General features: G+C 27.5%; 22 protein-coding genes. 7 read left to right on the forward strand and 15 right to left on the reverse strand.

Annotation, left to right across the window (positions count from 1 at the left end; all coding sequences use genetic code 11):
- Positions 1-425: 425 nt before the first annotated feature.
- Positions 426-1025 (reverse strand): hypothetical protein, encoded by a 600-nt coding sequence (locus BINT_RS14165; RefSeq protein WP_234944336.1) that lies wholly within the window; start codon positions 1023-1025, stop codon positions 426-428.
- Positions 1026-1357: 332 nt separating this feature from the next.
- Here BINT_RS14165 and BINT_RS14170 point away from each other — a divergent pair, with 332 nt between their 5' ends.
- The 4 genes from BINT_RS14170 (at position 1358) to BINT_RS14185 (ending at position 5275) form a co-directional block, all read left to right on the forward strand.
- Positions 1358-1756 (forward strand): DNA primase, encoded by a 399-nt coding sequence (locus BINT_RS14170; protein WP_234944337.1) that lies wholly within the window; start codon positions 1358-1360, stop codon positions 1754-1756.
- Positions 1757-1987: 231 nt separating this feature from the next.
- Positions 1988-2314, forward strand: coding sequence for a hypothetical protein (locus BINT_RS14175; RefSeq protein ID WP_014489251.1), 327 nt, complete (start codon positions 1988-1990; stop codon positions 2312-2314).
- On the forward strand, positions 2307-3470 hold the full coding sequence (gene argJ, locus BINT_RS14180) for a bifunctional ornithine acetyltransferase/N-acetylglutamate synthase (RefSeq protein ID WP_014489252.1): 1164 nt from the start codon (positions 2307-2309) through the stop codon (positions 3468-3470). The genes BINT_RS14175 and argJ overlap by 8 nt, the downstream gene beginning before the upstream one ends.
- A 503-nt stretch (positions 3471-3973) precedes the next feature.
- Positions 3974-5275, forward strand: a complete 1302-nt coding sequence (locus tag BINT_RS14185) for an MATE family efflux transporter (protein WP_041177530.1) — start codon at positions 3974-3976, stop codon at positions 5273-5275.
- An 831-nt stretch (positions 5276-6106) separates the two neighbouring features.
- Here the strand turns inward: BINT_RS14185 and BINT_RS14190 are convergent.
- The 11 genes from BINT_RS14190 to BINT_RS14240 all read right to left on the reverse strand — a co-directional run bounded on the left by BINT_RS14190 (position 6107) and on the right by BINT_RS14240 (position 17727).
- Entirely contained in the window at positions 6107-7282 is a 1176-nt protein-coding gene (locus BINT_RS14190) for an acetyl-CoA C-acetyltransferase (RefSeq protein ID WP_014489254.1), read from the reverse strand.
- A 482-nt stretch (positions 7283-7764) separates the two neighbouring features.
- Positions 7765-8724, reverse strand: a complete 960-nt coding sequence (thiL, locus tag BINT_RS14195) for a thiamine-phosphate kinase (protein ID WP_014489255.1) — start codon at positions 8722-8724, stop codon at positions 7765-7767.
- Positions 8725-9094: 370 nt separating this feature from the next.
- Positions 9095-9670, reverse strand: coding sequence for an FMN-binding protein (locus tag BINT_RS14200; protein WP_014489256.1), 576 nt, complete (start codon positions 9668-9670; stop codon positions 9095-9097).
- 2 nt (positions 9671-9672) lie between these two features.
- On the reverse strand, positions 9673-10773 hold the full coding sequence (locus BINT_RS14205) for an RnfABCDGE type electron transport complex subunit D (protein ID WP_041177531.1): 1101 nt from the start codon (positions 10771-10773) through the stop codon (positions 9673-9675).
- Between the two features lie 15 nt (positions 10774-10788).
- Complete coding sequence (gene rsxC / locus BINT_RS14210; protein WP_014489258.1) at positions 10789-12096, reverse strand: electron transport complex subunit RsxC; 1308 nt, start codon at positions 12094-12096, stop codon at positions 10789-10791.
- Positions 12097-12146: 50 nt separating this feature from the next.
- On the reverse strand, positions 12147-13001 hold the full coding sequence (locus BINT_RS14215) for a 3-oxoacyl-ACP synthase III family protein (protein WP_014489259.1): 855 nt from the start codon (positions 12999-13001) through the stop codon (positions 12147-12149).
- 12 nt (positions 13002-13013) lie between these two features.
- Entirely contained in the window at positions 13014-14033 is a 1020-nt protein-coding gene (plsX, locus tag BINT_RS14220; RefSeq protein WP_014489260.1) for a phosphate acyltransferase PlsX, read from the reverse strand.
- Positions 14034-14064: 31 nt separating this feature from the next.
- On the reverse strand, positions 14065-14259 hold the full coding sequence (gene rpmF, locus BINT_RS14225; RefSeq protein ID WP_014489261.1) for a 50S ribosomal protein L32: 195 nt from the start codon (positions 14257-14259) through the stop codon (positions 14065-14067).
- Between the two features lie 141 nt (positions 14260-14400).
- Positions 14401-15390, reverse strand: coding sequence for an ABC transporter substrate-binding protein (locus BINT_RS14230; protein WP_014489262.1), 990 nt, complete (start codon positions 15388-15390; stop codon positions 14401-14403).
- A complete protein-coding gene (trmB, locus tag BINT_RS14235; protein ID WP_014489263.1) occupies positions 15387-16034 on the reverse strand; it encodes a tRNA (guanosine(46)-N7)-methyltransferase TrmB in 648 nt (215 codons plus the stop codon). The genes BINT_RS14230 and trmB overlap by 4 nt, the downstream gene beginning before the upstream one ends.
- Before the next feature lie 529 nt (positions 16035-16563).
- Positions 16564-17727, reverse strand: coding sequence for a hypothetical protein (locus tag BINT_RS14240; protein WP_041177532.1), 1164 nt, complete (start codon positions 17725-17727; stop codon positions 16564-16566).
- Between the two features lie 113 nt (positions 17728-17840).
- Here BINT_RS14240 and BINT_RS14245 point away from each other — a divergent pair, with 113 nt between their 5' ends.
- Entirely contained in the window at positions 17841-18875 is a 1035-nt protein-coding gene (locus tag BINT_RS14245) for a coiled-coil domain-containing protein (RefSeq protein ID WP_014489265.1), read from the forward strand.
- A 13-nt stretch (positions 18876-18888) separates the two neighbouring features.
- Positions 18889-19236: a cell division protein ZapA gene (locus BINT_RS14250; protein WP_014489266.1), complete on the forward strand. Its 348-nt coding sequence runs from the start codon at positions 18889-18891 to the stop codon at positions 19234-19236.
- A 79-nt stretch (positions 19237-19315) separates the two neighbouring features.
- On the opposite strand, the gene BINT_RS14255 is transcribed toward BINT_RS14250, so the two are convergent.
- The 3 genes from BINT_RS14255 to hisC all read right to left on the reverse strand — a co-directional run bounded on the left by BINT_RS14255 (position 19316) and on the right by hisC (position 23869).
- Positions 19316-20998: a restriction endonuclease gene (locus tag BINT_RS14255; RefSeq protein WP_014489267.1), complete on the reverse strand. Its 1683-nt coding sequence runs from the start codon at positions 20996-20998 to the stop codon at positions 19316-19318.
- A 17-nt stretch (positions 20999-21015) separates the two neighbouring features.
- Positions 21016-22695 (reverse strand): restriction endonuclease, encoded by a 1680-nt coding sequence (locus BINT_RS14260; protein WP_014489268.1) that lies wholly within the window; start codon positions 22693-22695, stop codon positions 21016-21018.
- A 109-nt stretch (positions 22696-22804) separates the two neighbouring features.
- Entirely contained in the window at positions 22805-23869 is a 1065-nt protein-coding gene (gene hisC, locus BINT_RS14265; RefSeq protein WP_014489269.1) for a histidinol-phosphate transaminase, read from the reverse strand.
- A gap of 332 nt (positions 23870-24201) precedes the next feature.
- Here hisC and BINT_RS14270 point away from each other — a divergent pair, with 332 nt between their 5' ends.
- Positions 24202-26043 carry a methyl-accepting chemotaxis protein gene (locus tag BINT_RS14270; RefSeq protein ID WP_014489271.1) on the forward strand — a complete coding sequence of 614 codons (1842 nt, stop codon included), beginning with the start codon at positions 24202-24204 and terminating at the stop codon, positions 26041-26043.
- The last annotated feature ends 116 nt before the right edge of the window (positions 26044-26159 follow it).

A 26159-nucleotide genomic window follows, 5' to 3' on the forward strand; every position in this document is an offset into this window, starting at 1 on the left:
TTGATTGTATGATAAAAGGAATTGAACTTCCTGGTATCGCTGTATTACAAGATAAATAATTAGATTTTAATAAATCAAAATAGTGAGCCTCTGATAGCTTTAGCTGTCAGAGGTTTTTTAGTGAACTATTTTGATTGTATGATAAAAGGAATTGAACTTCCAGATATCGCTGTATTACAAGATAAGTAATCAGATTTTAATAAATCAAAATAGTGAGCCTCTGATAGCTTTAGCTGTCAGAGGTTTTTTAGTGAACTATTTTGATTGTATGATAAAATACAAGATAAGTAATATTTATTAATTAAATCAAAATAGTAAGCCTGTTACTGCGTATTTTTTAGCAAGCTATTTTTATAGTATTATAAACAACTTGAATTAAAATAATTACATTAATAGTTATAATTGATGTATTATATTATAATTTTTTATTGTTGTCCTATAGATGCTCTGCTTTCTTTTAATTTTTTATATAGCTTATATGACATAGAATTTAAATTTACATAAGTAATACTGCCGGATACTGCACCTCCTATTATAGGGACAGCCTTCACAAAAGTTTTAGCAAAAATACCAGAACCAAGTTTAGTTGCTAATTTAGGAAGTAAGGAAGCTATTACAGAATACCCTATTATAGATGTTACAGCAAAGTTTACTTTAGCTGCTGCAGTACCTAAAACTTTACCTATTGTGTTTAAAGCCAAGATAGCTTCTTTATCTTCAAACATAACACCTAAATATATAGCTACTAAATAAGCCTCTTCATCTGTCATTTCATCACCAAAAGAAAAACTAGGCATTCCAGCTATATAACATAGTTTTTGTGCTATTCTTATAGCATGTCCCAAAAATTGAGCCACATCTGCCGGTATAGCTCCAACACCTACAAGTCCTCCAGGTAAGCCTGATAAGAAAGACATTGTTGTAGATTTACCCACTTCATATTTGATAGCATTTTTAGATACTTTTTCTATATAATCATCAGGTACTCCGGCATCATAAGCACCTTTATCCAAAATCAATGGCAATAATTTAGGATACTCTACAGCAAACTCTTTCGCTAAATATTTATCTCTATCTATCTTTATTAATGGTAAATTTGATGTTGTTTTTATAAAATTTAATAGTTTTTATCATCCATAATACTATCCTTAAAATATTATACTTTGCATAAGTATATAGTTTATTACATAATAAATCAAATATAATTTATAAATTTTAATATTAATATTAATTACCTAAATATGAAATTATAAAAATCATATAATTAAATAATTTTTTAAATTTAAAGATATTTATACTTGACAAAAAAAACTTATGTATTATTATAGCTTTAAAATTATGAATTATGGAGCAAATGATGGAAGAATTAGGATCTATCTTTTTTTTAGACGAACTTAATATATTAAATAATGGTTATTTTGCAAAACTTGATGATGATGATTATGAAGATGACTATGATGATGATTATGATGACGAAGACGATTATGATGATTATGACGATGAAGGCGATTTCGATGACGATGACGACTTCGATGATGATGACTTCGACGATGATGACGACTTCGATGATGATTATGATGATGAAGACGATTATGACGATGATTATGATGACGATGATGATTACGATGATGATGATATAGACGATTTTGATGATGACTTCGACGATGATTTCGATGATGACTTCGACGATGATGATGAAGATTATGACGATGATTATGATGACGAAGACGACTATGATGATGATTTTGATGAATAATTAATTGTTTTTATATATAAAGCAACGCTAATAAAAGTGTTGCTTTATATAAAAAAGGTTTATGATGTCAGAGAAGAAATTCAAAAAATTTAATAATAACAAAGAAAACAATAAAAAATTTTATAATAATAAAAAAATAAAAATAACTTCTATAAGAAAAAATACAATAATCAATATAAATATCAGGAAAAAAGCATAGAGGAATATGAGAAAAGTTATCTTAAAAGACGTATGAGAGAAGACGTTGAAAGACCTATATGTCCTATATGTAATGAGCCTATTTATATAGTAGAAGAAGCCATAAGACATAATGCTAGCGGAGAGTTAGCACATTTTGAATGTATATTAAATGAAATCAAAGAGAATAATATTGCTGATATGGAGTCGGAAGATAAAATAGTTTATCTTGGTTCTGGAACTTTCGGCATTATACAGGAAAGACAAAACGGAAAGAATACTAGATTTTTTGTACGAAAAAGAATCAATTATGAAAATAGAAAAGTAAAAAGAATAGAAGATGATGCCGATCCGGAAGAGGAGGATTTATTTAATGTATGATATGCCGCTGGGTTTTTCTTCTGCTGTAATGAAATCAGGGCTCAAAAATAATGATTATGATTTGGCAATAATTAAAAGCAATCCCCCAAGCGTTGTATCTGCTGTATATACTCAAAATAATTTTCAGGCTGCTCCTATTATATTTTCTAAAAAAAATGATAAAAATAATATAGAATTATTAATAGTAAACAGCAAAATAGCTAATGCCTTAACTGGCAAAAAAGGTTATGATGATGTATTAGACATAGTTAAATATGCTTCTGAAACTTATAATATAAAAAAAGATAATATATTAATGGCTTCTACAGGAATTGTAGGTATAGAGCTTGAAACAGAAAAAATAAAAAAAGCTATTAATATATCTAATAAACATTTCAATAATAACTTTGATAATATTTCTAAAGCTATTCAAACTAGAGATAAATTCGATAAGATATATACTACTCAATTAGAAGTAGCTTCAGGAAAGATAGCTAATTTTTATGCAGTTGCCAAAGGAAGCTCTATTATACACCCTAATATGGCTACTGTGCTTCTTTTTATATTCACAGATCTAAATATAGAAAAAGAAGCTTTGAATAAGGCTTTTAAAGAATCAATAGATAAAACTTTAAATAGAATATCTGTTGATGGAGAAACTTCTACAAACGATATGGCTCTTATTATGGCTAATGGAGCTTTAAACAATAAAATTATTACAGAAAAAAATAAAAAGTTATTCAAAGATTTAAAATATAAATTAGATGAAATATGTGCATATCTCGCAAAAATGATAATACTTGATGGAGAAGGCATTACAAAAACTATGATAGTGTCTGTAAAAAGAGCCAAAACTCAGAGTAATGCTTTTGATATAGCAAAAAAAATAGCAACTTCAAATCTGGTGAAAATTTTATTTCTTTCTAAAAATCCTAATTTTGAAAAGATATTATCTGTTTTGGGTAATTGCAATATAAATATAAACAATGTATCTCTATATGTGAATGATGAAGAGATTTATAAAAATGGTATAATAAATAAATATAATGTTGACACAGAAAGAAAAGAAAATTATATAACTATAGATTTAGGATACAATACAAAATATGAAGATTATTATTATTTCACTGATTTGACTCAGGAATATATATCAATCCATTCTTCCTATAATATATAGAATTTTTTTAATCCCCCACCCTTTATATTTACAGTTATAATCTGCAATTTTAACTTTCAATTTTTTTATCATAAAATTAGAATTTATAGCACCCCACCCTAGTTTAAAATAAATTTATTAATCTCCTCACCGCACGGTGAGCAACACTATAAATATTGATTTAATATTATTGAAAATAAATCTAGAATAAAAATTAAGCTAAACGTGCGTTTAAATAGATTCACTATCTAATAAACACTTGGGCGGGCATACTTTTAATAAGTAAGCAAAAAAGAAAAATTAAATTATTTATTTAAAAAATAACTAAAAAATATAAAAGGGCGGGGTATGTAATTAAATCATTATATTTGACTTATAATATTTTTTGTATATAATTAGAAATATCAATATCTATAAAAAATAATAAAATTTGTCGCCGGATAAATTTTTTTAAACGTTTGTATTCATACCGTAGGCCTTAGAAAGTATGAACACAAACGTTTTTTTATTATGGGGTATTTTTTATGAATGTACTGAATATGTTTATCAAATATGTATCATTAAACGTTCTCGGTATGATAGGATTGTCATGCTATATACTTGCTGACACTTTCTTTGTAGCAAGAGGAATAGGCTCTGATGGACTTACAGCTTTAAATATAGCTATACCTATTTTCAATTTAGTCAATGGACTTGGATTAATGCTTGGTATGGGATCTGCTACTAAATACGCAATATTAAAAACTCAGAATAAAAATAATGAAGCTAATATTATATTTACTAACTCTTTGATTTATATATTAATAATATCTGTTTTGTTTATAGTTGTAAGTATTTTCCTTACATCGCATATAGCATATATTCTAGGTGCTAGAGATAATATACATACTATGACAAATACATATATTAAGATGATACTTTTATTTTCACCTATGTTCATGCTTAATAATGTACTTTTAGGATTCGTTAGAAATGATAATCACCCAAGACTGGCTATGATTGCTATGCTTATGGGAAGTTTATTTAATATAGTTTTTGATTATATATTTATATTTCCTTTTAATATGGGAATATTCGGAGCTGTACTTGCAACAGTTTTTTCTCCTATTGTAAGTATATTAATATTGTCAACATTGTTTATAAAAAAGAAAAATACATTTTTTATTGTTAAGCCTAATATAAGTTTTAAGAAATTTTTTGAAATATCTTCTCTTGGAATATCTTTTCTTATAACAGAATTATCATCAGCTTTTGTTATGGTGGCTTTCAATATAATAATATTAAATATTGCCGGTAATGTAGGAGTTGCAGCTTATGGTATAACTGCTAATATAGCATTAGTAATAATAGCAATATTCACAGGAATGGGACAAGGAGTGCAGCCTATTATAAGTATGAATTATAATAATGAAATGAATATAAATAAAATATATAAATACTCTATAATTTTATCAGCTAGCATTTCTATTGTAGTTTATATAATCACTTTTGTATTTGCAAATGAAATAACTTCAATTTTTAATAGAGATAATATTGAAGAGCTTCAAAAAATATCTGTTAATGGACTTCGCATATATTTCACAGCATTTATATTTGTGGGTTATAATATTATAACTTGTGTATATTTTTCTGCTATGGATAAAGCTAAACCATCGTTTATAATATCTATATTAAGAGGATTCGTATTTATAATGCCTTCAATATTTATTTTATCTTCGCTTTTTAATATGACAGGAGTATGGCTTTCTTTTCCAACGGCTGAAATTTTTACAAGCATTTTTTCTTTTATATTTTTTATAAATTTTAACAAAAAGAAAAGGTACTAAAATTTACTATTTTTTTTGTTTATATAATCACTGACTTAATAAATAGATAAATAATTTTATGCACAAACAAGAATAAATATTTCATATATACTGAAAATTTTTAAGTTTGTCAATTTTTTTATTCAACTTTTTCCCACCGTAAAAAGTGCAAGTATAAAATTAGTACTAAATAATACTAATTTTTGTTTTAATGTAATATAAAACATTAAATTTAATCTAAAATATAGCCTTTTTGCTTCTCGCCGTAGGCGGGCTTCGCCTGTGGCAACAAAAGAAGTGGGGGGTGCGGGGCAAAGCCCTGCAAATATTTAAAATTTAAAAAATTATTTTTGACAAAATATATTTGTTTTGGTATATACTGAAAATTTTTAAGTTTGTCATTTTTTTATTCAACTTTTTCCCGCCGCAAAAAGTTGCAAAAAATGCAAGTATAAAATTTTAGTATTAAATAATACTAAAATTTTACTACAGGTAAAATAATTTATTAAATTGAAGCAAAATATAGTCTTTCGCTGCAATTGGGCACGCCAAGAGGTGGACGTCGTCCAAAAGAAGTTGGGTGCGGTGTGCTTTGCAGCAAAGCCCTCCACATATTTTCAATGTAACAACTTTATTTTTGACAAAATATAATTGTTTAGGCATATACTAAACACAGTTAATAGGATTTATTGCTATTATTATTTATGTATTAATTTTATATTTTTCTTGAATTTGATTTTATGATAAACAGCTATAATGATAATATATTTTTAAGTTTAAAATTCATTAATAATAAAAAAGGGTTAAAACTTAATATCAAGTTTTAACCCTCATAATTTCATAAACTATAAATTACATTTCTACAACTAAAGAAGTACCCATACCGCCGCCTATACAAAGCGTAGCAAGTCCTTTTTTAGAACCGCGTTTTTTCATCTCATATAAAAGTGTAGTAAGTATTCTAGCTCCGGAAGCTCCGATTGGGTGTCCTATAGCAATAGCACCACCATTAACATTAACTTTATCCATATCGAATTTTAGTTCTCTAGCAACAGCTATAGATTGAGCAGCGAAAGCCTCATTACTTTCTATCAAGTCCATATCTTCAACTGTAAGATTAGCCATTTTCAAAGCTTTTCTAGTTGCTTCTACAGGTCCTATACCCATTATTCTAGGTTCAACTCCATGAGTAGCATAACCCAAAACTTTAGCCATATACTTAATTCCAAGCTCATCAGCTTTTTCTTTAGACATAACTACTACAGCAGAAGCAGCATCATTGATACCAGAAGCATTACCAGCAGTAACTGTACCGTCTTTCTTGAATGCCGGCTTTAATCTGCCTAAAGATTCCATAGTAGTACCAAATGTAGGATGTTCATCTGTATCAACTACTATTTCACCTTTTTTAGTTTTTATTGTAACAGGAACTATTTCATCTTTAAATCTTCCGCTTTTTACAGCAGCCTCAGCTCTATTTTGACTTCTACATGCAAACTCATCTTGTTCCTGTCTAGTTATTCCCCACTTTTCTGCAATATTTTCGGCAGTAACTCCCATATGATAATGCTCAAAAGCACATATAAGAGCATCATTAAGTAAAGTATCCTGCATCTTAGTTTCAGCCATTCTAGCTCCCATTCTCATAGCTGAAGAAGTATAAGGAGCCATACTCATATTTTCTGTACCGCCTGCAACTACTATATCAGCATCTCCAGCTCTAATCATTTGTGCTGCCATTGATACTGCTCTAAGTCCAGAACCGCATAATATATTGATAGTTAATGCAGGCTTATCTACAGGTATTCCGGCATTAATAGAAATTTGCCTTGCTACATTTGGAAGAAGTGCTGATTGTATAACACAGCCAAAATAAGTTTCATCAACTTGTTCAGGTTTGATGTTTGCTCTTTTTAATGCTTCTTTTACTGCTATTGTACCTAATTCTACAGCAGATACATTGGAAAATGATCCCAAAAATTTGCCTACAGGTGTCCTAACAGCACTTGCTATTACTATTTCTCTCATGTTTTCTCCTTAAAAATTATTTTTATAATAGATTATTTTTCTGAAATGTGTCCCATTATACTATAGTATAGTAATTTAAAATTGCTTTTACAAGTTTATTTATAATTTTTTTATTATTGATCTAATCAATGCATTGTAAATACGTTTTTTATATATTGTTTAAATTAAAATTATTAATTTTTATTATTGCTGATATTAATAATTAAATATTAGTTATATTATAAGTTTTAAAGCTATAAACGAGCAGCTGATAATTTTATTATCAGCTAGATTTTGGCGAGTTTATCGCTAGCAATAATAAGAATAAACGAGTAGCTGATAACTAACGAAGGAAGTTGTCAGCTAGATTAAAAATAAAAAATCGAGCGTCTATCAGATAAAAGCTGATAGAGATTTTAAAACGAGATTTTTTATATATAATAAGTTTATCACTAGCAATAATAAAAAACTATAAAGCAAAAGTGCAGGCATATGTAAATAAATCAAGAATGCACAAATCCTAATGAATCAAAATGAATTTCTTTATTATTTAAATCTATAAATCTTATATATGTATTTGAATATTCTTTTACTTTTCCTATTTTTATTAAATTATTTTCCTCGGGGATATTATCTGAAGTTGTAAAAATAACAGCATAATCTTCTCCGCCTGTAAGAATAGATTTTAATATTTCTTTATTATTATTTTTATTGTCCTTATTAAAAAATCTATTTACTAAATTCCAATTAGAAGATTCATATATTTCTATAGTTTTATTTGACTCTTCAGCAATATGAGAAGTATCTTGTAAAAGTCCATCACTTATATCTATAGATGAGTTGATTTTATATTTATTAATTATATCCTGCCATCTATCATAAAAAAGTTTAGGTCTTAAATGAGTTTTAATACTATAATCATTATAATCATAATTTCCAGATAAAAGTTTTTTAAGTCCTAAATCACTTTCTCCTACAAAACCAAGTACATAAACATTATCATCAATTTTAGCATTGCTTCTTAATATTGATTTATTCTTTTCTATAATGCCAATCAATGTTACAGAAATGAAAAAGAAGTCATTTGATGAAGTAGTATCTCCTCCAGATATTTCAATATTATACGGTTTACATGCTTCTATAAAACCGCTATACCATTCCAATATATTTTCATCATTAATTTTTTTAGGTATTGAAAGAGATATGAATGCATTTTTAGGTTCTGCCCCTTTGCATATTATATCGCTAATATTTGCCTGAGCTGACTTATACCCTATATCATAAAAAGAATAATAATTCAAAGAGAAATGTATATTTTCTACCAATATATCAGTTGTTACTAAAACATCTTTATCTGTGCTTATGTTTCTTATAACAGCACAATCATCACCTATATTTAAATTGTCTGTATTATTTGATTTTGTTAATTCTTTGATTTTTTCTATTAGCTTGAATTCCTGCATATTTATTTCATTTCCATAAATATTTTTTATGATTATAACATATATAATAAAAGTTTTAAATTAAAAATTTTATTCTCATTCCCCGCCCTCTAGGCTTTTTATTAATATAGATATTTTTGTACTATTTTTCTTTTTAATTTTACTATGTTATTTTTGCTGCCCACCCAAGATTTTTTTAAAAATTTGAAGCATTATTACCGCACGCAGAGTAAAATTTTGAGTATGAGTAAAATGTGAATTATAATTTAAATGATAAATAAAAATGCTATTCACCGTGCGTTAAATTGATTACTTCATAAATAAAAATAAAAAAGGCTTATAAATGATTAACATTTATAAGCCTTATTATATTCCTAATTATTTAATTAATTTATTGATTTTTGAATAAATTAACAGCCTCATCTTTAGCACTATTAACAGCATTAACAACAGAAGTAGAAGATATTGTAGCACCGCTTATAGCAGCAATTTGAGCATCTCCTGCCTCTTCAGGCTTAATTCCTTTTACAACAGATAAAGAAACGATTGTGCTTTGACCTTTGAATTGATCTCTGAAAGCAGGCTCAGTGATTTTAGCACCAAGACCAGGAGTTTCAGCTTGCTCAGTAACTACGATAGCAGTAATCTTTTCAACATTGGCATCTAAACCAACAAGCACTTTATTTTCACCATTGTATCCGCCTGCAGAAGAAAGCATAGCATAACCAACTACAGTACCATCAGCTTTTTTACCGATATAGTAAGGGTAAGTAGAATTTTCAGTTAAAGGGCCTTCTAATTCATCAGCACCCTCAATAACAGTTTTAACACCATTAAGCACTGTTTTTTCATTGTTAGCTAAAATATCTTTTTCAAAAGAAGAATATACAAATGAAAGCAAAAAACCAGCCAACAATGCAGTAATTGTAACCGAAATAACGGCAGTATAACCAACCTCTTTTTTCATAATTATTTACCTCCTTCTTTCTGAGCATTAGCTTTATTAATAGCAAGAAGTTCTTTTTTACCAACAGGCATAGGACGAGTAAGCATAGCAATTAAAGGCATAAACATATTACCTATAAGTATTGAATACATCATATACTCTGGAGAAGAACCGAAAGCTCTTAATATAGCAAGTACAGCACCTATTAAAATAGCATAGATCCAAGCACCTAAATGACTTGAAGGGCAAGTAACCATATCAGTAGCCATAAAGAAAGCACCTAAACCGAAACCGCCTGCTAATACTTGATATATAGGAGAAGGGAATTTTCCAGGCATTCCTAAACAAAGTAAAAGACTTACAAACATTAAAGATAAACACATTCCTAAAGGTATTCTCCAATCTATAGTCTTAGTAGCAAGCAAGTATATACCGCCTATTAAAAGAAGTAAGAATGAAGTTTCACCTATAGCACCTGAAGTACTACCTAATAACATTTGAAGATAATAATGTGATTCAAAACCTATTTGTTCAGCTAAAGAAGTGCTTATATTAGCATTGTAAGTAAATTTCATAAAAGTTAAAGGAGTAGACTGAGTCAAAGCATTCATCATATCTATAGACTGAGTACCGCCTGTAACGCTATTAACTAAATTATGTAGTCCTGGAGCAAATAAATCCAAGAAAGGCACTCTAGCAGGAGCAGCATATATAGTCATTTGAGCAGGGAAAGCTACTTGTAAGAAAGCTCTTCCTACCAAAGCAGGGTTGAATATGTTAGAACCCAAACCGCCGAAAACTTCCTTAGCAAATACTATAGCAACAGCACTTCCGATTACAACCATAGTTATAGTTGAAGAAGGAGGAAGAGTCATAACTAAAAGTATAGCAGTAACAATAACAGCATAATCAGGTAATAAAGGTTTTTTTCTTACCTTTTTAACAATTACAGTTGCAAGTATACAAGTAATAATAGCAGTCAAATATAAAACTATAACTTTAGCTCCGAAAAGCACTATACTATATATAACAGCAGGTAAAAGAGCTATAATAACTCTTAACATTATCTTATTGGTAGTATCTCCGTCTTTAATATGCGGAGAAGATTCTGTATAAAATTTCATCATTATCTCCTTAAACTATCTTCTTAATAAATCTTTACCAAATCTAATCCACTGCACCAAAGGAATTTTTGAAGGACATATATAAGTACAGCATCCGCATTCAAAACAAGTTGCTATATCTAAATCATTCAATTTATCTTTGATTTTAGCTTTTGCAGTATGAGCAAGCTCAGTAGGAGATAAGTGAAGCGGACAAGCATTACCGCATCTTCCACATTTAATACAAGGATATTCTACTTCTTTAGGTAATTTATCTTTATCTAAGAATAGAAGTGAGTTAGTACCTTTATTAACACATTGTTCAAGATTAGGTATAGCAGCACCCATCATAGGACCGCCTGAAAGTATAAGAACATTTTCAGCAGTGATTCCGCCGCATTCTTCAACAACATGTGAAATAGGTGTACCTAAAGGAAGCCATACATTTTTATGTTCTTTTATAGCATCACCTGATACTGTAACAAGTCTTTCTATAAGAGGTTTATTTTTAGCTACAGCTTCATATATAGCATATAAAGTAGCTATATTAACAACTATAACACCAACATCCATAGGAAGTTTGCTTACAGGTACTATTCTTCCAGTAGTAGCTTCTATAAGCATTTTTTCAGCACCTTGAGGATAGCGAAGTCTTAAAGGCATAACTTCAACATTATGTTCTTTACCTATTTTAGCCATTTCCTCTATTGCTTTAGGCTTATTATTTTCTATACCAATAATAGTTCTTTTCACAGAAGGGATTATTTTTCTTAAGATTTCAATACCCTTGAAAAGATCCTGAGTATATTCTATCATAAGTCTATAGTCACTAGTGATATAAGGTTCACATTCAACACCATTAATAATTAAAGTGTCAGCATTTCCCTTAGCAGCACCATCAACTTTAACATGAGTAGGGAAAGTTGCACCACCCATACCTACTATACCAGCTTGCTGTATTTTTTTAGACATTTCTTCTACTGGCATAGACATATAATCAGAACTTTCAAAATAAGCTAAATTATCTGCATTGCTGTCAACATTGATAAGCAAGGCATTAGCACCGCGCCCTAGAGGAGGAGCAGCAATTTCTACAGATGCAGCAGTACCTGTAACAGAAGAATGAACATTTCCTGATACATAACCGCCGGCCTCTCCTATAAGTTCGCCTCTTTCGATTTTATCCCCTTTGTTTTTTAACATTTTAGCCGGAGCACCAATATGCTGAGACATAGATATTAGGACGGTTTTAGGGGGCTTGGATAGAGCTGATGAAGCAATATCGGCTGTATCCTTACTGTCATGCGGATGAACTCCGCCAAAACGAAATCTACCTAAGTTCATATTATCAATCCTTCACTCAATTAAAAACTAAATACTATTTTTTAATTTTATTAATTTATAGAAATAACAGCTACAGATTTGGTATAACCACTTCCATAACTGCATATAGCTACCTTACTGTTTTTCTTTATAGAACCATCTTCTAAAGCCATAGATAATGCCACTCCTGATGAAGCACTCAAAGATGAATGAGCATTTTCCATTTTTGAGTACACTATATCTTTGCTTACAGACAAAGCATCAACAAAAGCATTGTATGCATTAGGGCTTGAATAAGATGGTATATATAAATCGGGATTTATGTTATTAGATGATAAAATATCTTTAACATAAAGACCGGCTTTTTTAGCTTCTTCTTCAAAAATACCGCTGTCTTTTATAGAAATAAAATGTTCTTTATTGAGTACGCCTTCTTTTGTATAAGGCTTAGCTGTTCCGCCCATAGGAATATAACAATTTTCTAACGCATTTCCGTCTGTTACTGAATCTATAAAATCTATTTGAATATCTGATTTTTCATTTGTTACTAAAGCAGCAGCACTAGCATCATCGAATCTATTTTCATCATCACATATATAAAATGATTCTGTGGCAACTACTAAAATATTTTTATATCTTCCGCTTTTTACAAAGGCATAAGCTAATCTTAATGCTGATAAGAAGCCTGTAAAATCACTCTCTATATCAAAACAGAAAGCATTACTTGCTTTGATTTTTCCTGCTAATATACAAGCTGTGGAAGGATAAACATAATCTTTAGTAACTGTAGCACAAAGAATTGCATCTATATTATTGGGATCTATATCTTTAATTACTTCATTTATCGATAGTAAGGCTAAATCTGAGGCTGCCATATTGGTTTTATTATTTTTATAAGTGCCTTTACAAGATTTAATATATACCATTAAAAATTTCCTTTAAAAAATTCTTCTTTTAGCTCCGGAGTCATAAAGTTCTTTAGCTATTTTTTCATTTACTTTGGCATCTAAGAATCTATACATATTTAGTATGGCATTTTTTATACCGACACCGCTAGTTTTACCATGCCCAACAAAAGCTCCACCGTTTAAACCTAATAATATAGCAGAACCATAAGAATCGGAACTCATTTTTGATTTCAAATTATTAAATACAGGTTTCATCATAAGACCGCCCATTACACTAACCGGATTTTTCTTAACCTCTTCTTTTAATAAATTAACAACAAAAGAAGCTGTTCCTTCTATTGTTTTCAATACTATATTACCATCGAATCCGTCTGTTACAACTACATCTACACTATCCGATTTTAACATATCATTAGGTTCTATATTACCGATAAAATTAATCTTTTTCATTTTTTGAAGACGTTCAAATGATTTTTTAGCATTAGCATTTCCTTTTGAGTCCTCCTCTCCTATATTCAAAAGGCCGACTCTAGGATTATCTATTTTTAAGTATCTTTTAGCGAACACTCTGCCCATAACTGCAAATTGAACTATATAATCTGTAGTACAATCTACATTAGCTCCCATATCCAACATACAGAACTCACCATTCAATTTTGGAAGTGTGGATATAAGAGGAGGACGCATAACACCTTTCAAGCGTCCTATTTCTGTAAGAGCTGCGGCTAAAGTAGCTCCTGTATTGCCAGGAGAGAAGAAACCATCTGCCTCTCCCTCTCTAACCAAGCGTGCAGCCAATAAAACAGAAGCATTTTTCTTATGTTTTATTCCATTAGCAGGGCTTTCATTCATATCTATTATTTCATCTGTATGTCTTATATCTATACGATTATGATCATATTTAGTTTTAGATATGGCTTTTGATATACTTTGTTCATTACCCACTAAAATTAAATTAATATCTTTATTTTCTTGTAGGGCACTAACAGCACCTGAAACTAATTCTTCGAGAGGTTTTTCGCCGCTGGCTACATCTATGGCTAAATTCATAATAACTTCCTAAAAATTATTTTATTATTTATTATCCGGCATTTTGTGTTTTTGGAGCTTTTACTACTCTATCTTTATAGAAACCGCATTCTGGACAGATTCTATGAGGCATTCTTTCTGCTCCGCATTGAGGACAGATTGATAATGAACCTAAGAATCTTTTATCATTAGCTGCTTGTCTTGATCTTTTTTTTGCTTTCGACTTTCTATGCTTTGGTACTGCCATTTTTTTTCTCCTTCTTATATTGAATTATTTACTAATCAATTTCAAAAATTAAGATAATTATCGCTATTATACGATTTAAAGTTTAAAATATAATACTATGAAGCACTAATTTTGTCAAGCAGAATTAACATAATATATAGCCTATTTTTTTATTACTTTACCATCTTTTATTAATAATGAACTTATATCCAGTATTTCTTCTGTCAATTTTATATCATATTCTTCAGCAATGTCTTCATTTACTAGAATTTTATACGAATCAGACAATTGTACAAAGCCTAAACCTTCTGTTTTGCCATTATTATTTATAACATCATTAAGTAATAATGCTAATTGCCTGCCTAAATAATAATAATTAAAGTCCAAAGAGAATAATATTGCTGTATTCACTGCTTCAGATACATCTGTATTTATCAATGGTATAGAATATTTATCACATAAATAGGCTATTGAGTATATATTATCATTTATATAATCTTCATCGGCCAAAATTAAATAATCTATATCTTTTGATTTAATAGCATCTTCTAAATTATGAGAATTTAAATTATCATCTATAATTAAAGGATAATATATTATATTCTCATTACGGCAGTATCTGGCTATATATTTGGAGATATTAGCTGACATTTCCGAATTTTTTGTATACAAATAGGCAATATTAGCGACATTTTTATCAGAAATAATTTTTATATATTTGGTGATATCCAAATTTATATAAACTCCGGTAATATTATTATTCTGAATATTATTCCTATTGATATTACTGACAGATAAATCATCAAAACAGCCTGCAAATATTATTGTTTGAGGAACTATTATATTCATGGATAATAAAGTTGCATTTTCTCCTATAACTATTGCTATGCTGGAATTATCATCTCTTACATTATTGGCCGTTCTTATAATCGATAATTCATCATTATCTAATGAATAAAAATTTATTTGAACATCCATTCCATCTGAATTTATTTGATCTAAAAGTCCCTTCTCTATAGAATTATATCTTCTTGTATTTTTTTCTTTTATTATACTTATGATAGTAGTTTCTTTTGAACTTTCTTCATCGCTGCAGGAAATTACAAAAAATATTAATATAAAAAATATAATTTTTAACTGATTAATCATCATATATTTTTAGAATGAGCAAAAAAGTATATATTATGACCTACTGCCCTCATTTTCTCCTCATAGAGTGTAACTCCATATCCTTCCAATTTATGAACATATTCACTATCCAAAACATTCTTAAAGTTTTCTGCTTCTTTATAAATAGGATTCATTATTTCTAATGCATAATTATCATCATCTGTTACTGAATAGAATATGCCGTCATCTTTCAGTATAGTATGCATTTTATCCAAAAAAACTCTAGTAAATATTCTTCTATGAGCATGCTTCTTCTTTGGCCAAGGATCTGGAAAGTTTAAATATATTTTATCAAAATAATATTTTCCTCTCAAATATTTTTCTATTACATTATTAGCTTCGCCGAATATAATAGTAAGATTTTTTATATTTCTCTTATATGCTTTGGACACAGCTTTTTTAGCAGCTTTATATGAATACTCTATTCCTACAAAATATTTATCTTTATTATTCATAGCAAGTTCAACTATAAACTTCCCATTGCCGCACCCTATCTCTAATTCTCTTATTTCATAATCTGATAATCTTTTTTGCAGCTCATTTTCTATTATAGAACTATCTTCTGAATTAAAATCATCTAATAAATATTCGCTTAATATTGCTTCATCAAGATTTAAATTTCTCAATTATTATTCCCCATTAATAATATTTTTATTGAATGATATATTACTTAATATTTATGTCAATACAATCATATAAAAAAGCATTATTATATATACTATAACGCACGGTAAGATAAATTTCAAATATAATAAAAATCCATTAATAACAAATTTTATATTTTTAATTTTATTATACGTGCGGTGTAAAGGCTATAAATTTAAAAAACTCTTGGGTGGGTGCTATAATAACAGTGCAAACAAAAAAGAAAATAAAACAAAAATGACAGAATAAAATGATAAATATAGAGGGTGGGCAAATGTAATTAAACTTTAAAACTTTAATTACATACCCCGCCCTTTATTATTTATAACATATATTTGAAACTTAATTTAAATTATCTTTATTGCTTAATTAGAGATATTAATCCCCACCCAAGTATTATTTAATTTTAAAATTTACATTAACGCACGATTAATATATTTTTATTATTACAATGGATTTGTATTTATAATTAACTTAATAATAAAATTTTATTTACCGTGCGATCATCAATTAAAATACAGCCTTCATAGCAATATAATATCTTCCATCTGTTGAACCTTGGAATCCGAAATAAATAGGATCAAATTTAACATAAGCAGAATATTCCAAACAGAATAAATCTTTTTTAGGATCAAATTTATTCACATGATTATCATCATCATAATTAACCGGTATATAGAATAAAGGACGTATAGCAATATTAAGCATTTTCCATTCAAGCCCAATTTCAAGCCTTACATAATGAGCATCATTATCTCTCCAAGTATATTCACCAAGCAAATTAAGCCATAATTGTTTGTCGAGAAAAGGAATTCTTCCCATACCAGATAATTGAACTAAATGATGTGTATAATAGTCTTCTTTATTGTTGATATTATTATTATATATGCTTTGAAAATTTTCTGGAGAAAGTGAATTTTTATCATTATATTGATATAGGAATTGAGCCCTAAAATAATCTCCGTTAATTTTTAAAGCAACCGCTAAAGGATTAGAATCTTTAGAATAACCTTGCGAATAAGATAATTCATAATTATATCCTATAAATCCAGCTCTGAAACCCATTTCATTATTAACTCTAGGAATATACCAATGGGGAGCAAAACTTGCAGATTCACTGTCTATAACTGAAGGAAGCAGCATAAATGTGTTTCCGTTTATATCATTAACAGCTTTCATTCTAAATGACAATAATATTCTAGTTAAAGTAACAGTTTCTATACCAGCATCATATAAACCTATACTTCCAGTAGCATGATCTTTACTAAATACATCAAATTTTGAAGTCATAGTTACAAAAGGAGTAGCAGAAAACATCCAATCAAAATGAAAACTTTTGCCAAGAGATAAATACATATTAGGCATACTGAAATGTCCATCTTTTAAATTGACACCTATTAAAGTATTCATATGAACTTCTATAGTAGAAAGTTCATATAAAATCCTTGAAGGAAATGAATTTTTTACCCTATTTTCTCTTTTATGACTTTCATGTATATAATCAAAAGGCATATAACTTTCTGTAGGCCTTTCGTATTCTATACCTATAAATGGCCAAGCATCTATGGCACCTTTCAAGACTTTTTGATCTTTATCTGTATATGGTGATTGTCCGTATATTATTGGACAGGTGATTAATACCAAACTCAAGACAATTAACTTTAATTTCTTCATAAAAACCTGTTTTATATTATGTTTTATAAATTATATTGTATCATAAAATAAAAAATTGACAATTGAATTTATATGTGATATAATTTTTAATATACATTTTTTTGGGGGGAATTTTGAAAGAATTTACAATTTTAGAAGAAAAATTGAAAGATTTTCTAGATGAATACCAAGTAATTTCATTCGATAATAAAGAATTGCATCAAATTATAGAACAGCTCAAATCCGAAAAAGAAGAGTTAATAAATAGTTTGAAAAATGTCAAAGATAGTTTCAATATCTTAAAAGAAGAAAAAACTATACTAGAAGCTGATAAAAGAAATGTTACAGATAATTATAATTCTATAAAAGAAGATAAAGATAACTTAATAAAACAATTAGAAGCTACTAGAATAGAAAGAGATACTCTTAAATCTAATTTGGAAAATACAGAAAAAGATTCTATGACTTTAATAGAAGAAAATGATAATCTTAAAAAAGAATTAGAAAAAGCAATAAGAGCTATAGATTCTCTAAGTAAAGAAAATAATGAACTTAAAGAAAAATTAAGTATTCTTATAGAAAGAATAGACAGTGTGAGAAAATCTAATTTTGAGGCTAAAAAATCTCATCATGCTTCTATGATTCATAATACAGAAAATGCTGTTCATAATGAATCAGTTAGTAACGAATCTTCTAACAATACATCTAATAATGCAAATGAGATTATTGAAGAAAAAGAGGATAAGCCATTAGAAGAACCATCTCAAGAAATTAAAGAAGAAGTAAAAAGTGCTGAAAATGTATTTGAAAGCAGTGTAGAAGAGATTGATGAAGAAGACCCTTTCTCATCAGCTGATGAATACGAAGAATACAAAGCTGAAAATAATGTTAATAAAACTGATGAGATCAAAGAAACAAAAGAAGTAAGAGAAATCTCAAATGTAAAAGTTACAGAAGATGAAGATCCTTTTAGTAATGCTTCAGATGCCAGCTGGGATAATGACATAAAAGAAGAACAGACAAAAAATAAAACTAATGAAGCAGTAGAAGAAAATATTGATAAAAACAGCAAAGAAGATAATTATGAATTCGATATAAATGAAGATGATCAATATATGTTTGGTGATGATGATGAGGAAGAATTTTTCTTTGATAATGAATCAAAATAATAGGTAAATAATTATGGATGATATTACTATTGTAGAGGTTAATATATACGGCAGAATGCTAAGCATAAAATCTCCAGAGAGTAATGCTGAATATTTAAAAGAAGTTGCAGAATTTGTTAATGAAAGTATGAATGATATAGCAGAACATTATGGACCTAATTATCCTAGAGATACTATAGCAATACTCGCATGCCTTAATATAGCAGATCTTTTAAAAAGAGAAATAGCAAACAATAAAGCAGGAAAAGATACATTATTAGCATTAAAAGAAAGTATAGCTTCCAGATCTAATGAGTTAATAAGACTCATAGATGAAACCAAAGAAACAAAAGAATCTAAAGAAGCCAATAAAGAAAACTAATAAAATTTAATTATATTAAAAAATAAAGAGCTGACAACTTATCAGCTCTTTTTTATTATTCTATATAAATTATAATTAATTACATTTTGCTGTCTCTAAGCATATAATTAAATTGATTTCTTGTATAAACTTTAATTTTGTCATTATGAGTAGCATAACTTCTTGCACTATTTGTAAGTTCAAGAGGAAGAACTAATATTCCATTTTTTGCCCCTGCCTCATTAATAAGCAGCAGAAAATCTCTTATTACAAGTTCTCCTACTTCTGTATTTCTCCAGCGTTTGAACGATATTAATGTTAAATCTTTTTTACTCTTGTTCACAGCAAATGCTAAATAATTAACCTCATCTCCATAATCATAATCTATTAGCTTTTCATTATATTCCTGTACAGCTGAATACAAAAGTTTTTTCTGTATTATATCCTGACATATACTTTTAAAAGATGATAAACTTATATCAAAAATTTTATCTACTTTCTTACTGCTTACATTTTCTATGGTAGCATTATTTTCATTGATATTGCATTCCAATAATATTTTTTCAATATCTACATTCCTTTCTATTTCTATCAAATTTAATATGGTATCTAAACTATTAAATGAATCTTCCCATAATCTTACAGAGTTTTCCCAAGATTCTATATATTGAGCATTTACATATTTTTCATAATTCTCTTTTACATATTTATCTTTATTATTTAATTGAATATCTCCTCTCAATTTTTTTAATTGGACTTCGGCTTTAGCAATTTCTGATAAATAAGTAAATATACTGTCCAAATCATATATATCAAATTCAGGATCATTAAATAATCTTATATGCTCAAAATAACTCATAGCACTGTTAATATCTTTTATAAAATAATTATAAAAAGCAAAATCCAAAATTATAATACTTTCTTCTTTTTTTATTTCATCTATTCTGTATTGCTTTGAATATTGATTATATAAGTTTATAAAAGCTTCATTATCATCTGATTTATACAATATATATAAATATATTCTGTTTATAAAGAAACGGTATCTGGGATAGTTCCTAATTGCTCTTGATGATAATATTGATTCTGTGAAAGTTCTAGCACTATTAATCTCATCAGTGATGATATATAATGATATCAATATCTTTTCTACCAATATAAGCTCATCATAATCATCTTCAATATTGCTTATATTTCTGCTTAATCTTTTATGAAGTTCTTCAAGCATAGCAATAACTTTTCTATATTCCTTATTCATGAAATATGATATAGCCGATATTTTAAGTTCATATATTTCAAAATCATTTTTATTATTTAGAACTCTATTGAAATATTCAGTAGCTAATTTATAAGCTCCTTCCCTTCCGAGTTCTGTAGCTGCTTTTATAGAATAGTATGTGTTATTAACATCCATTTGAGCTATTCTCAAAGTGTATTTTAAACTTTCTTCTTTGTTATCTAATTTATTATATAACTCTTCAAGTTTTTTATATATATTTAATTCTTCGCCTTCAAAATATTTAATGCTAAGAAGTTTTTCGTATTTCTCCAAGGCCTTTTCCGGCATATTATACTGTTCTTCTATTACCGCTAATTCATACATTGAATTATAATCTTTAGGATTAAGCTGTATTTTTTTCTCAAGCTCTTCTATTTTCTTTTTTATATTTTTTGGTTTATATGTAGCATTGTTTCCTGTTATAGTTTTGAAAAAGAAAATAAGCCCTAGTAATATTACTATAGATATTGGAACAATGACTATATAAATATAAGAGTCTAACATAATTTTTCCTTATTAGTTTAATTTACAAAATTAGTTTTCAAAAATGAATTAAATTGACTTCTTGTATAAACTGTAATTTTATCGTTATGTTTTGCATAGCTTTTTGCACTATTTGATAATCTTACAGGAAGAATCAATATACCATTTTTTGCTCCTGATTCATTTACCATAAGTAAAAAATCTCTTATTATCAGCTCCCCTACCTCTGTATTTTTCCATCTTTTTATAGAAATTAATGTTAAGTCTTTTCGGCTTTTTGTTACATGATACGCTAAATAATTAACCTCATCTCCGTAATTATAATTTATTACATTATCAGTATATTCCTGAAGTATAGAATATGATAATTTATTTTGAATCAAATTCTTACATAGTTTTTTAAAATTACTTAAATTTAAAGAATATATTTTATCTATTTCATTTAAATTAATATTTTTGGTGCTATCATTTTCCCTAGCAGCATTTAGTTCGGACAATATTTTATCTATATCTATTTTATTTTCAGGATTCGGAGCATTTGAAGTGATATGATCAAATTTAATAAATGTACCCTGCCATAAACTTAATACTAATTCCCATATATCTATTAATTCAGAATCTATATATTTTTCATAATTTTCATTCTTATATTTTTCATTATTAAATTTTCCATCACCTCTTAATTTTATTAATTGAATAGATGCCTTATTAACTTCATTAAGATACTCTAATATTTGATCTAAATAATAAACGCTATATTCAAGCATATGAAAAGAATTTAATTTTGTAAAATAATTTATAGAAGTATTTATATCTTTTAAGAAATAAGCATAAAATGCAAAGTCAAATATTAATGCCGCATATTCTTTCTTAGCTTCATCTAATTTATAATAAGTTCTTAATTCATTATATTTAGAAATAAATTTATCATTATCTGAAAGTTTATATAATATGTACATATATATTCTATTAACATATAGTTTATGATCTTCACTTATATTCCTATTAGATAATATTTGCTCTAAAAATGTAATTGCTATATTAAGTTCATCTGCGGATATATATAAAGATACAAGCAATATTTCAATATTATAAATTTCTAATATATCTATTTCTTTATCATTTAATATTTTTTTATATAACTCCTCTAAAAATATTATAGATTTTTTATAATCTTTAATCATAAAAAATGACAAAGCTGCAGTTCTAGCTTCTTCTATACTTATATTTTCTTTTGATACTATCACTTTATTAAAATATTCGGAAGCTAATTTATATTTTCCTTCCTGCCCCAAAACATTACCTATTTTTAAAGCATAATCTATATTATTAGGTTCTAATTTGGATATCATCATCGCATATTTAAAACTATTCTCTTTGTCTTCAAGCTGATTATATCCTGACTCTAATTTTTTATATATTTCTATCTCATTAATATTATTATCTTTAAAATATCTTTTACTTAATAGTAATTCAAATTTAGGCAATGCCCCTGTTAATTCCTGATATTCTTCTTCTATAAGAGCTAACTCATATAAAGAATCTAAATCTTTAGGATTTAATGAAACTATCTTTCTTAGTTCATGCATCTTTTTCTTTGTATTTTTTGAAGGTTTATGAACTTTTTTATTGAATATATTTTTTATCATTATAATTGTAGATATTAATATAATAATAAATATTGTTGCTATTATAATATATAATGTAGTATCGCTCATATTCTTTATCCGGTTTTTTATCCAATTTTTTATAATATAATAGTATATACAAAAACTAAAAAGTTTAAATAATTTTTTTAATTTTGATTATTAATTATCACATTATTATTCAATTTTTTATTATATTTTCTATCTTTTCTACAAAAATATCCATTTCTTCATCTGTACCTATAGTTACTCTTATATAATTATTTATAAGATCGTTTTTAAAATATCTTACTAATATACCATTATCTCTTAATTTCATATAAATATCTTCGGCAAATACATTTTTATGTGATATAAATATAAAATTAGATTTAGAATCAAGTACATTAAATCCTAATTCTTTTAATCTTATTTTTGTTTTTTCTCTTGTTTTTATAACTTTATTTACAGTATCTTTAAAATAATTATTATCTTTTATAGCTTCAATTCCTGCAATTATAGAAAACCTATTAATAGTGTAAGAATTGAAAGAATATTTAATATTTTTAAGTCCCTGAATAAGGTTTTCATTACCTATAGCAAAGCCTAAACGAATTCCCGCCAATGCTCTAGATTTTGAAAAAGTTTGTATGACTAAAAGATTATCATATTTATTTACAAGTTTATAAGCACTTTCTGTTTCAGCGAAATCAATATACGCCTCATCTACTATCACTATATTATTTCTATTATTTATTATAATTTCTTCTATCTGTGATAAAGTAAGAAGTAATCCCGTAGGAGCATTAGGATTAGCTATAAATATACCGGCATCCAAATTTTTATAATCATTAATATCTATACTAAAATCATCTTTCAATGGTATTTTCACTTCGTTTAAATCAAAAAGAGATGAATATACAGAATAAAAGCTGTATGTGATATTAGGATAATAAACTTTATCTCCTTTATTAAAAAAAGCCATAAAAGAAAAGGCTAATATTTCATCAGAGCCGTTTCCTACAAAAATATTATTTGTGTGTACATTGTATAGTTCAGCAATTTCTATTTTCAAATCTGATACATTAGGATCAGGATAAAGTCTCAAATCATCAAAACTGCTTCCTATTAAAGCCTTTTTCACATTTGGTGAAGGAGGATATGGAGATTCATTTGTATTTAATTTTATATAATTTTTATCTTTGGGCTGCTCACCTGGAGTATATGGTTCTATAGATTTAGCTTTATCACTTAAAAACTTACTCATAAAAAATCCTTATATTTTTTATATTAATAGAAATTTTATTAGAAGTATTATTATATACAATATTTAATCATATCACAATAGAATTAATTAAAAAATTATCAAATATGATATTTTTCACCATATATAAATGTAGAATATGTATTTTTTATTATATAAATAACAGTTAAATTTCTCAAAAAATCAAAAAAATTTTTTATTTTTTTAAAAAAATTCAAAAAAAATTTGACAACATAATTTTTATTGTTAGATTAATACTGTCAATATCTGATAAACATATTTCTTAATTTAAATTACAAGTAAATAATTTTAATCATATATAGAGGTTTTTATCAATGAAAAAAATACATAGTTTATCTTTCAAAATTCCAGTTATAATAAGTTCTATTATTTTTATAACAATAGCTTCATTAGCTTCTATTTCTATATGGTCTTCTTCAAGAGCTATTAGAAAATCAGCTTTAGAAGGTTTTTCTTCTACAGTATCAGGATATTCATATATGATAGATATGGTTCTTCATGAACAGTTATTAGCAATAGCAACTTATTCTCAGTCCGGCACATTAGCAAACGGAATTATAAATATAGATGATATAACTGTAAGAAATGAGGCAGAAAAAAGATTAAAAGATTTTGCTTCAGTAAATACTTATGCAGTAAATGTTGGACTTGCTGATATTAATGGTGTAGTATTACTTGACAGCTCTAACCCTAAACTTATAGGAGCATCTATAGCAGAAATTCATAAAGATTTATTTTCACAAATGAAAGCTAATAACTATAAATTTACTTATGATAATTCACCAAGCATATCATCTACAACAGGAGGACAGGCACTTCTTCTTTGCGGAGGAATTAAGAATTCTCAAGGTAATATAATAGGATTAGTTTACATTAATTTAGATTTGCAAAAAGTAAATGATGAATTTATAAGCAGCTTGAAAATTAATGGAAGAATAACAGTAGCTAATAATAATGGTAATATAATATTATCATCAGATAATAAAAGAATAGGCGGAAACTTACCCGAAGTTTATGATATAATAAAAACAAAAAAAGAAGGCATAATAGAATCATATACTTATGAGGGTTATGAAGGTAAACGCTCTGCCGCTTATCAAAATGTTAATATAATGCCTTGGACTGTTGTATTTGCTAAATCAGATAGTGAGATATACAAAGAAATAAAATATACAATTCTTCGTACTGTAATAATAGGACCACTATTTATAATATTATGTACTGTATTAATATTTATGTATATCAAGAGCATTACAAAACCTTTAGACGAATTAGTTCTAATATCCAGAGAAATTTCTAATGGAGATTTAACTTCTACACATAGAAATATAAAACGAAAAGATGAGCTTGGAGTATTGGCAAACTCTTTCTTTGATATGAGAGACAGACTTTCAGATATTATAATTAAAGTAAGAACTTCAGCAGATGAAATAAGAATGAATGCTAAAGAGCTTTCCACAGGAAGTATAGATTTATCAAAACGTACAGAAGCACAGGCAGCAAGTTTGGAAGAAACAGCTTCATCAATGGAACAAATGGCTTCTACAATAAAATCATCAGCAGATCAGTCTTTGGAAGGTAATAAAATGATGATAGATTCAAGAGAGGCTATTCAAAATGCAGGGGAAATAATACTTGATACAACTAAAAATATAGAAGAAGTTTATGATGCAAGCACTAAGATTAAAGATATTACTAAAATAATAGAAGATATTGCTTTCCAAACTAATATATTAGCTCTTAATGCTGCAGTTGAAGCGGCCCGTGCTGGAGATATGGGTAAAGGTTTTGCGGTAGTAGCTTCTGAAGTGAGAAATTTGGCACAGACTACTCAGTCATCAGTAAAAGATATTACTACTTTGGTAGACAATGCCTATGAAAAAATTAATAAAGCCACAGAATCTGCAAGAGTTTCACAAGATATATTCAGTGAGCTTCAAGAAAAAATAGAAAATACAGCAAAAATAATGCAGGATATTAGCTCAACAGCAGTAGAACAACATGAAGGTGTAGAGCAAGTTAATAGAGCAGTTACAGATATGGACACAGTAACTCAGCAGAATGCAGCATTAGTAGAAGAGGCTTCAGCTTCATCTAACTCTTTACTTAATCAGGCTGAAGAATTAGTTAATGCTATGAGCTTCTTTAAAGTTTGATAATTTCAGTATGATTTTTAAGGGTTATTTCCTAATGTAAGGAAGTAACCCTTTTATTTTATATTTTCATCTTTCATATTGAATAAATAGCATAAAATATAATTTTTATAAAAAAT

The sequence above is a fragment of the Brachyspira intermedia PWS/A genome, from assembly GCF_000223215.1.
Lineage (GTDB): Bacteria > Spirochaetota > Brachyspiria > Brachyspirales > Brachyspiraceae > Brachyspira > Brachyspira intermedia.

Coding starts and splice junctions, on each gene's coding strand:
- BINT_RS14170 (WP_234944337.1), top strand. CDS start 1,358: ATGGAAGAATTAGGATCTATCTTTTTTTTAGACGAACTTAATATATTA.
- BINT_RS14175 (WP_014489251.1), top strand. CDS start 1,988: ATGAGAGAAGACGTTGAAAGACCTATATGTCCTATATGTAATGAGCCT.
- argJ (WP_014489252.1), top strand. CDS start 2,307: ATGTATGATATGCCGCTGGGTTTTTCTTCTGCTGTAATGAAATCAGGG.
- BINT_RS14185 (WP_041177530.1), top strand. CDS start 3,974: ATGAATGTACTGAATATGTTTATCAAATATGTATCATTAAACGTTCTC.
- BINT_RS14190 (WP_014489254.1), bottom strand. CDS start 7,282: ATGAGAGAAATAGTAATAGCAAGTGCTGTTAGGACACCTGTAGGCAAA.
- thiL (WP_014489255.1), bottom strand. CDS start 8,724: ATGCAGGAATTCAAGCTAATAGAAAAAATCAAAGAATTAACAAAATCA.
- BINT_RS14200 (WP_014489256.1), bottom strand. CDS start 9,670: ATGAAAAAAGAGGTTGGTTATACTGCCGTTATTTCGGTTACAATTACT.
- BINT_RS14205 (WP_041177531.1), bottom strand. CDS start 10,773: ATGAAATTTTATACAGAATCTTCTCCGCATATTAAAGACGGAGATACT.
- rsxC (WP_014489258.1), bottom strand. CDS start 12,096: ATGAACTTAGGTAGATTTCGTTTTGGCGGAGTTCATCCGCATGACAGT.
- BINT_RS14215 (WP_014489259.1), bottom strand. CDS start 13,001: ATGGTATATATTAAATCTTGTAAAGGCACTTATAAAAATAATAAAACC.
- plsX (WP_014489260.1), bottom strand. CDS start 14,033: ATGAATTTAGCCATAGATGTAGCCAGCGGCGAAAAACCTCTCGAAGAA.
- rpmF (WP_014489261.1), bottom strand. CDS start 14,259: ATGGCAGTACCAAAGCATAGAAAGTCGAAAGCAAAAAAAAGATCAAGA.
- BINT_RS14230 (WP_014489262.1), bottom strand. CDS start 15,390: ATGATGATTAATCAGTTAAAAATTATATTTTTTATATTAATATTTTTT.
- BINT_RS14240 (WP_041177532.1), bottom strand. CDS start 17,727: ATGAAGAAATTAAAGTTAATTGTCTTGAGTTTGGTATTAATCACCTGT.
- BINT_RS14250 (WP_014489266.1), top strand. CDS start 18,889: ATGGATGATATTACTATTGTAGAGGTTAATATATACGGCAGAATGCTA.
- BINT_RS14255 (WP_014489267.1), bottom strand. CDS start 20,998: ATGTTAGACTCTTATATTTATATAGTCATTGTTCCAATATCTATAGTA.
- BINT_RS14260 (WP_014489268.1), bottom strand. CDS start 22,695: ATGAGCGATACTACATTATATATTATAATAGCAACAATATTTATTATT.
- hisC (WP_014489269.1), bottom strand. CDS start 23,869: ATGAGTAAGTTTTTAAGTGATAAAGCTAAATCTATAGAACCATATACT.
- BINT_RS14270 (WP_014489271.1), top strand. CDS start 24,202: ATGAAAAAAATACATAGTTTATCTTTCAAAATTCCAGTTATAATAAGT.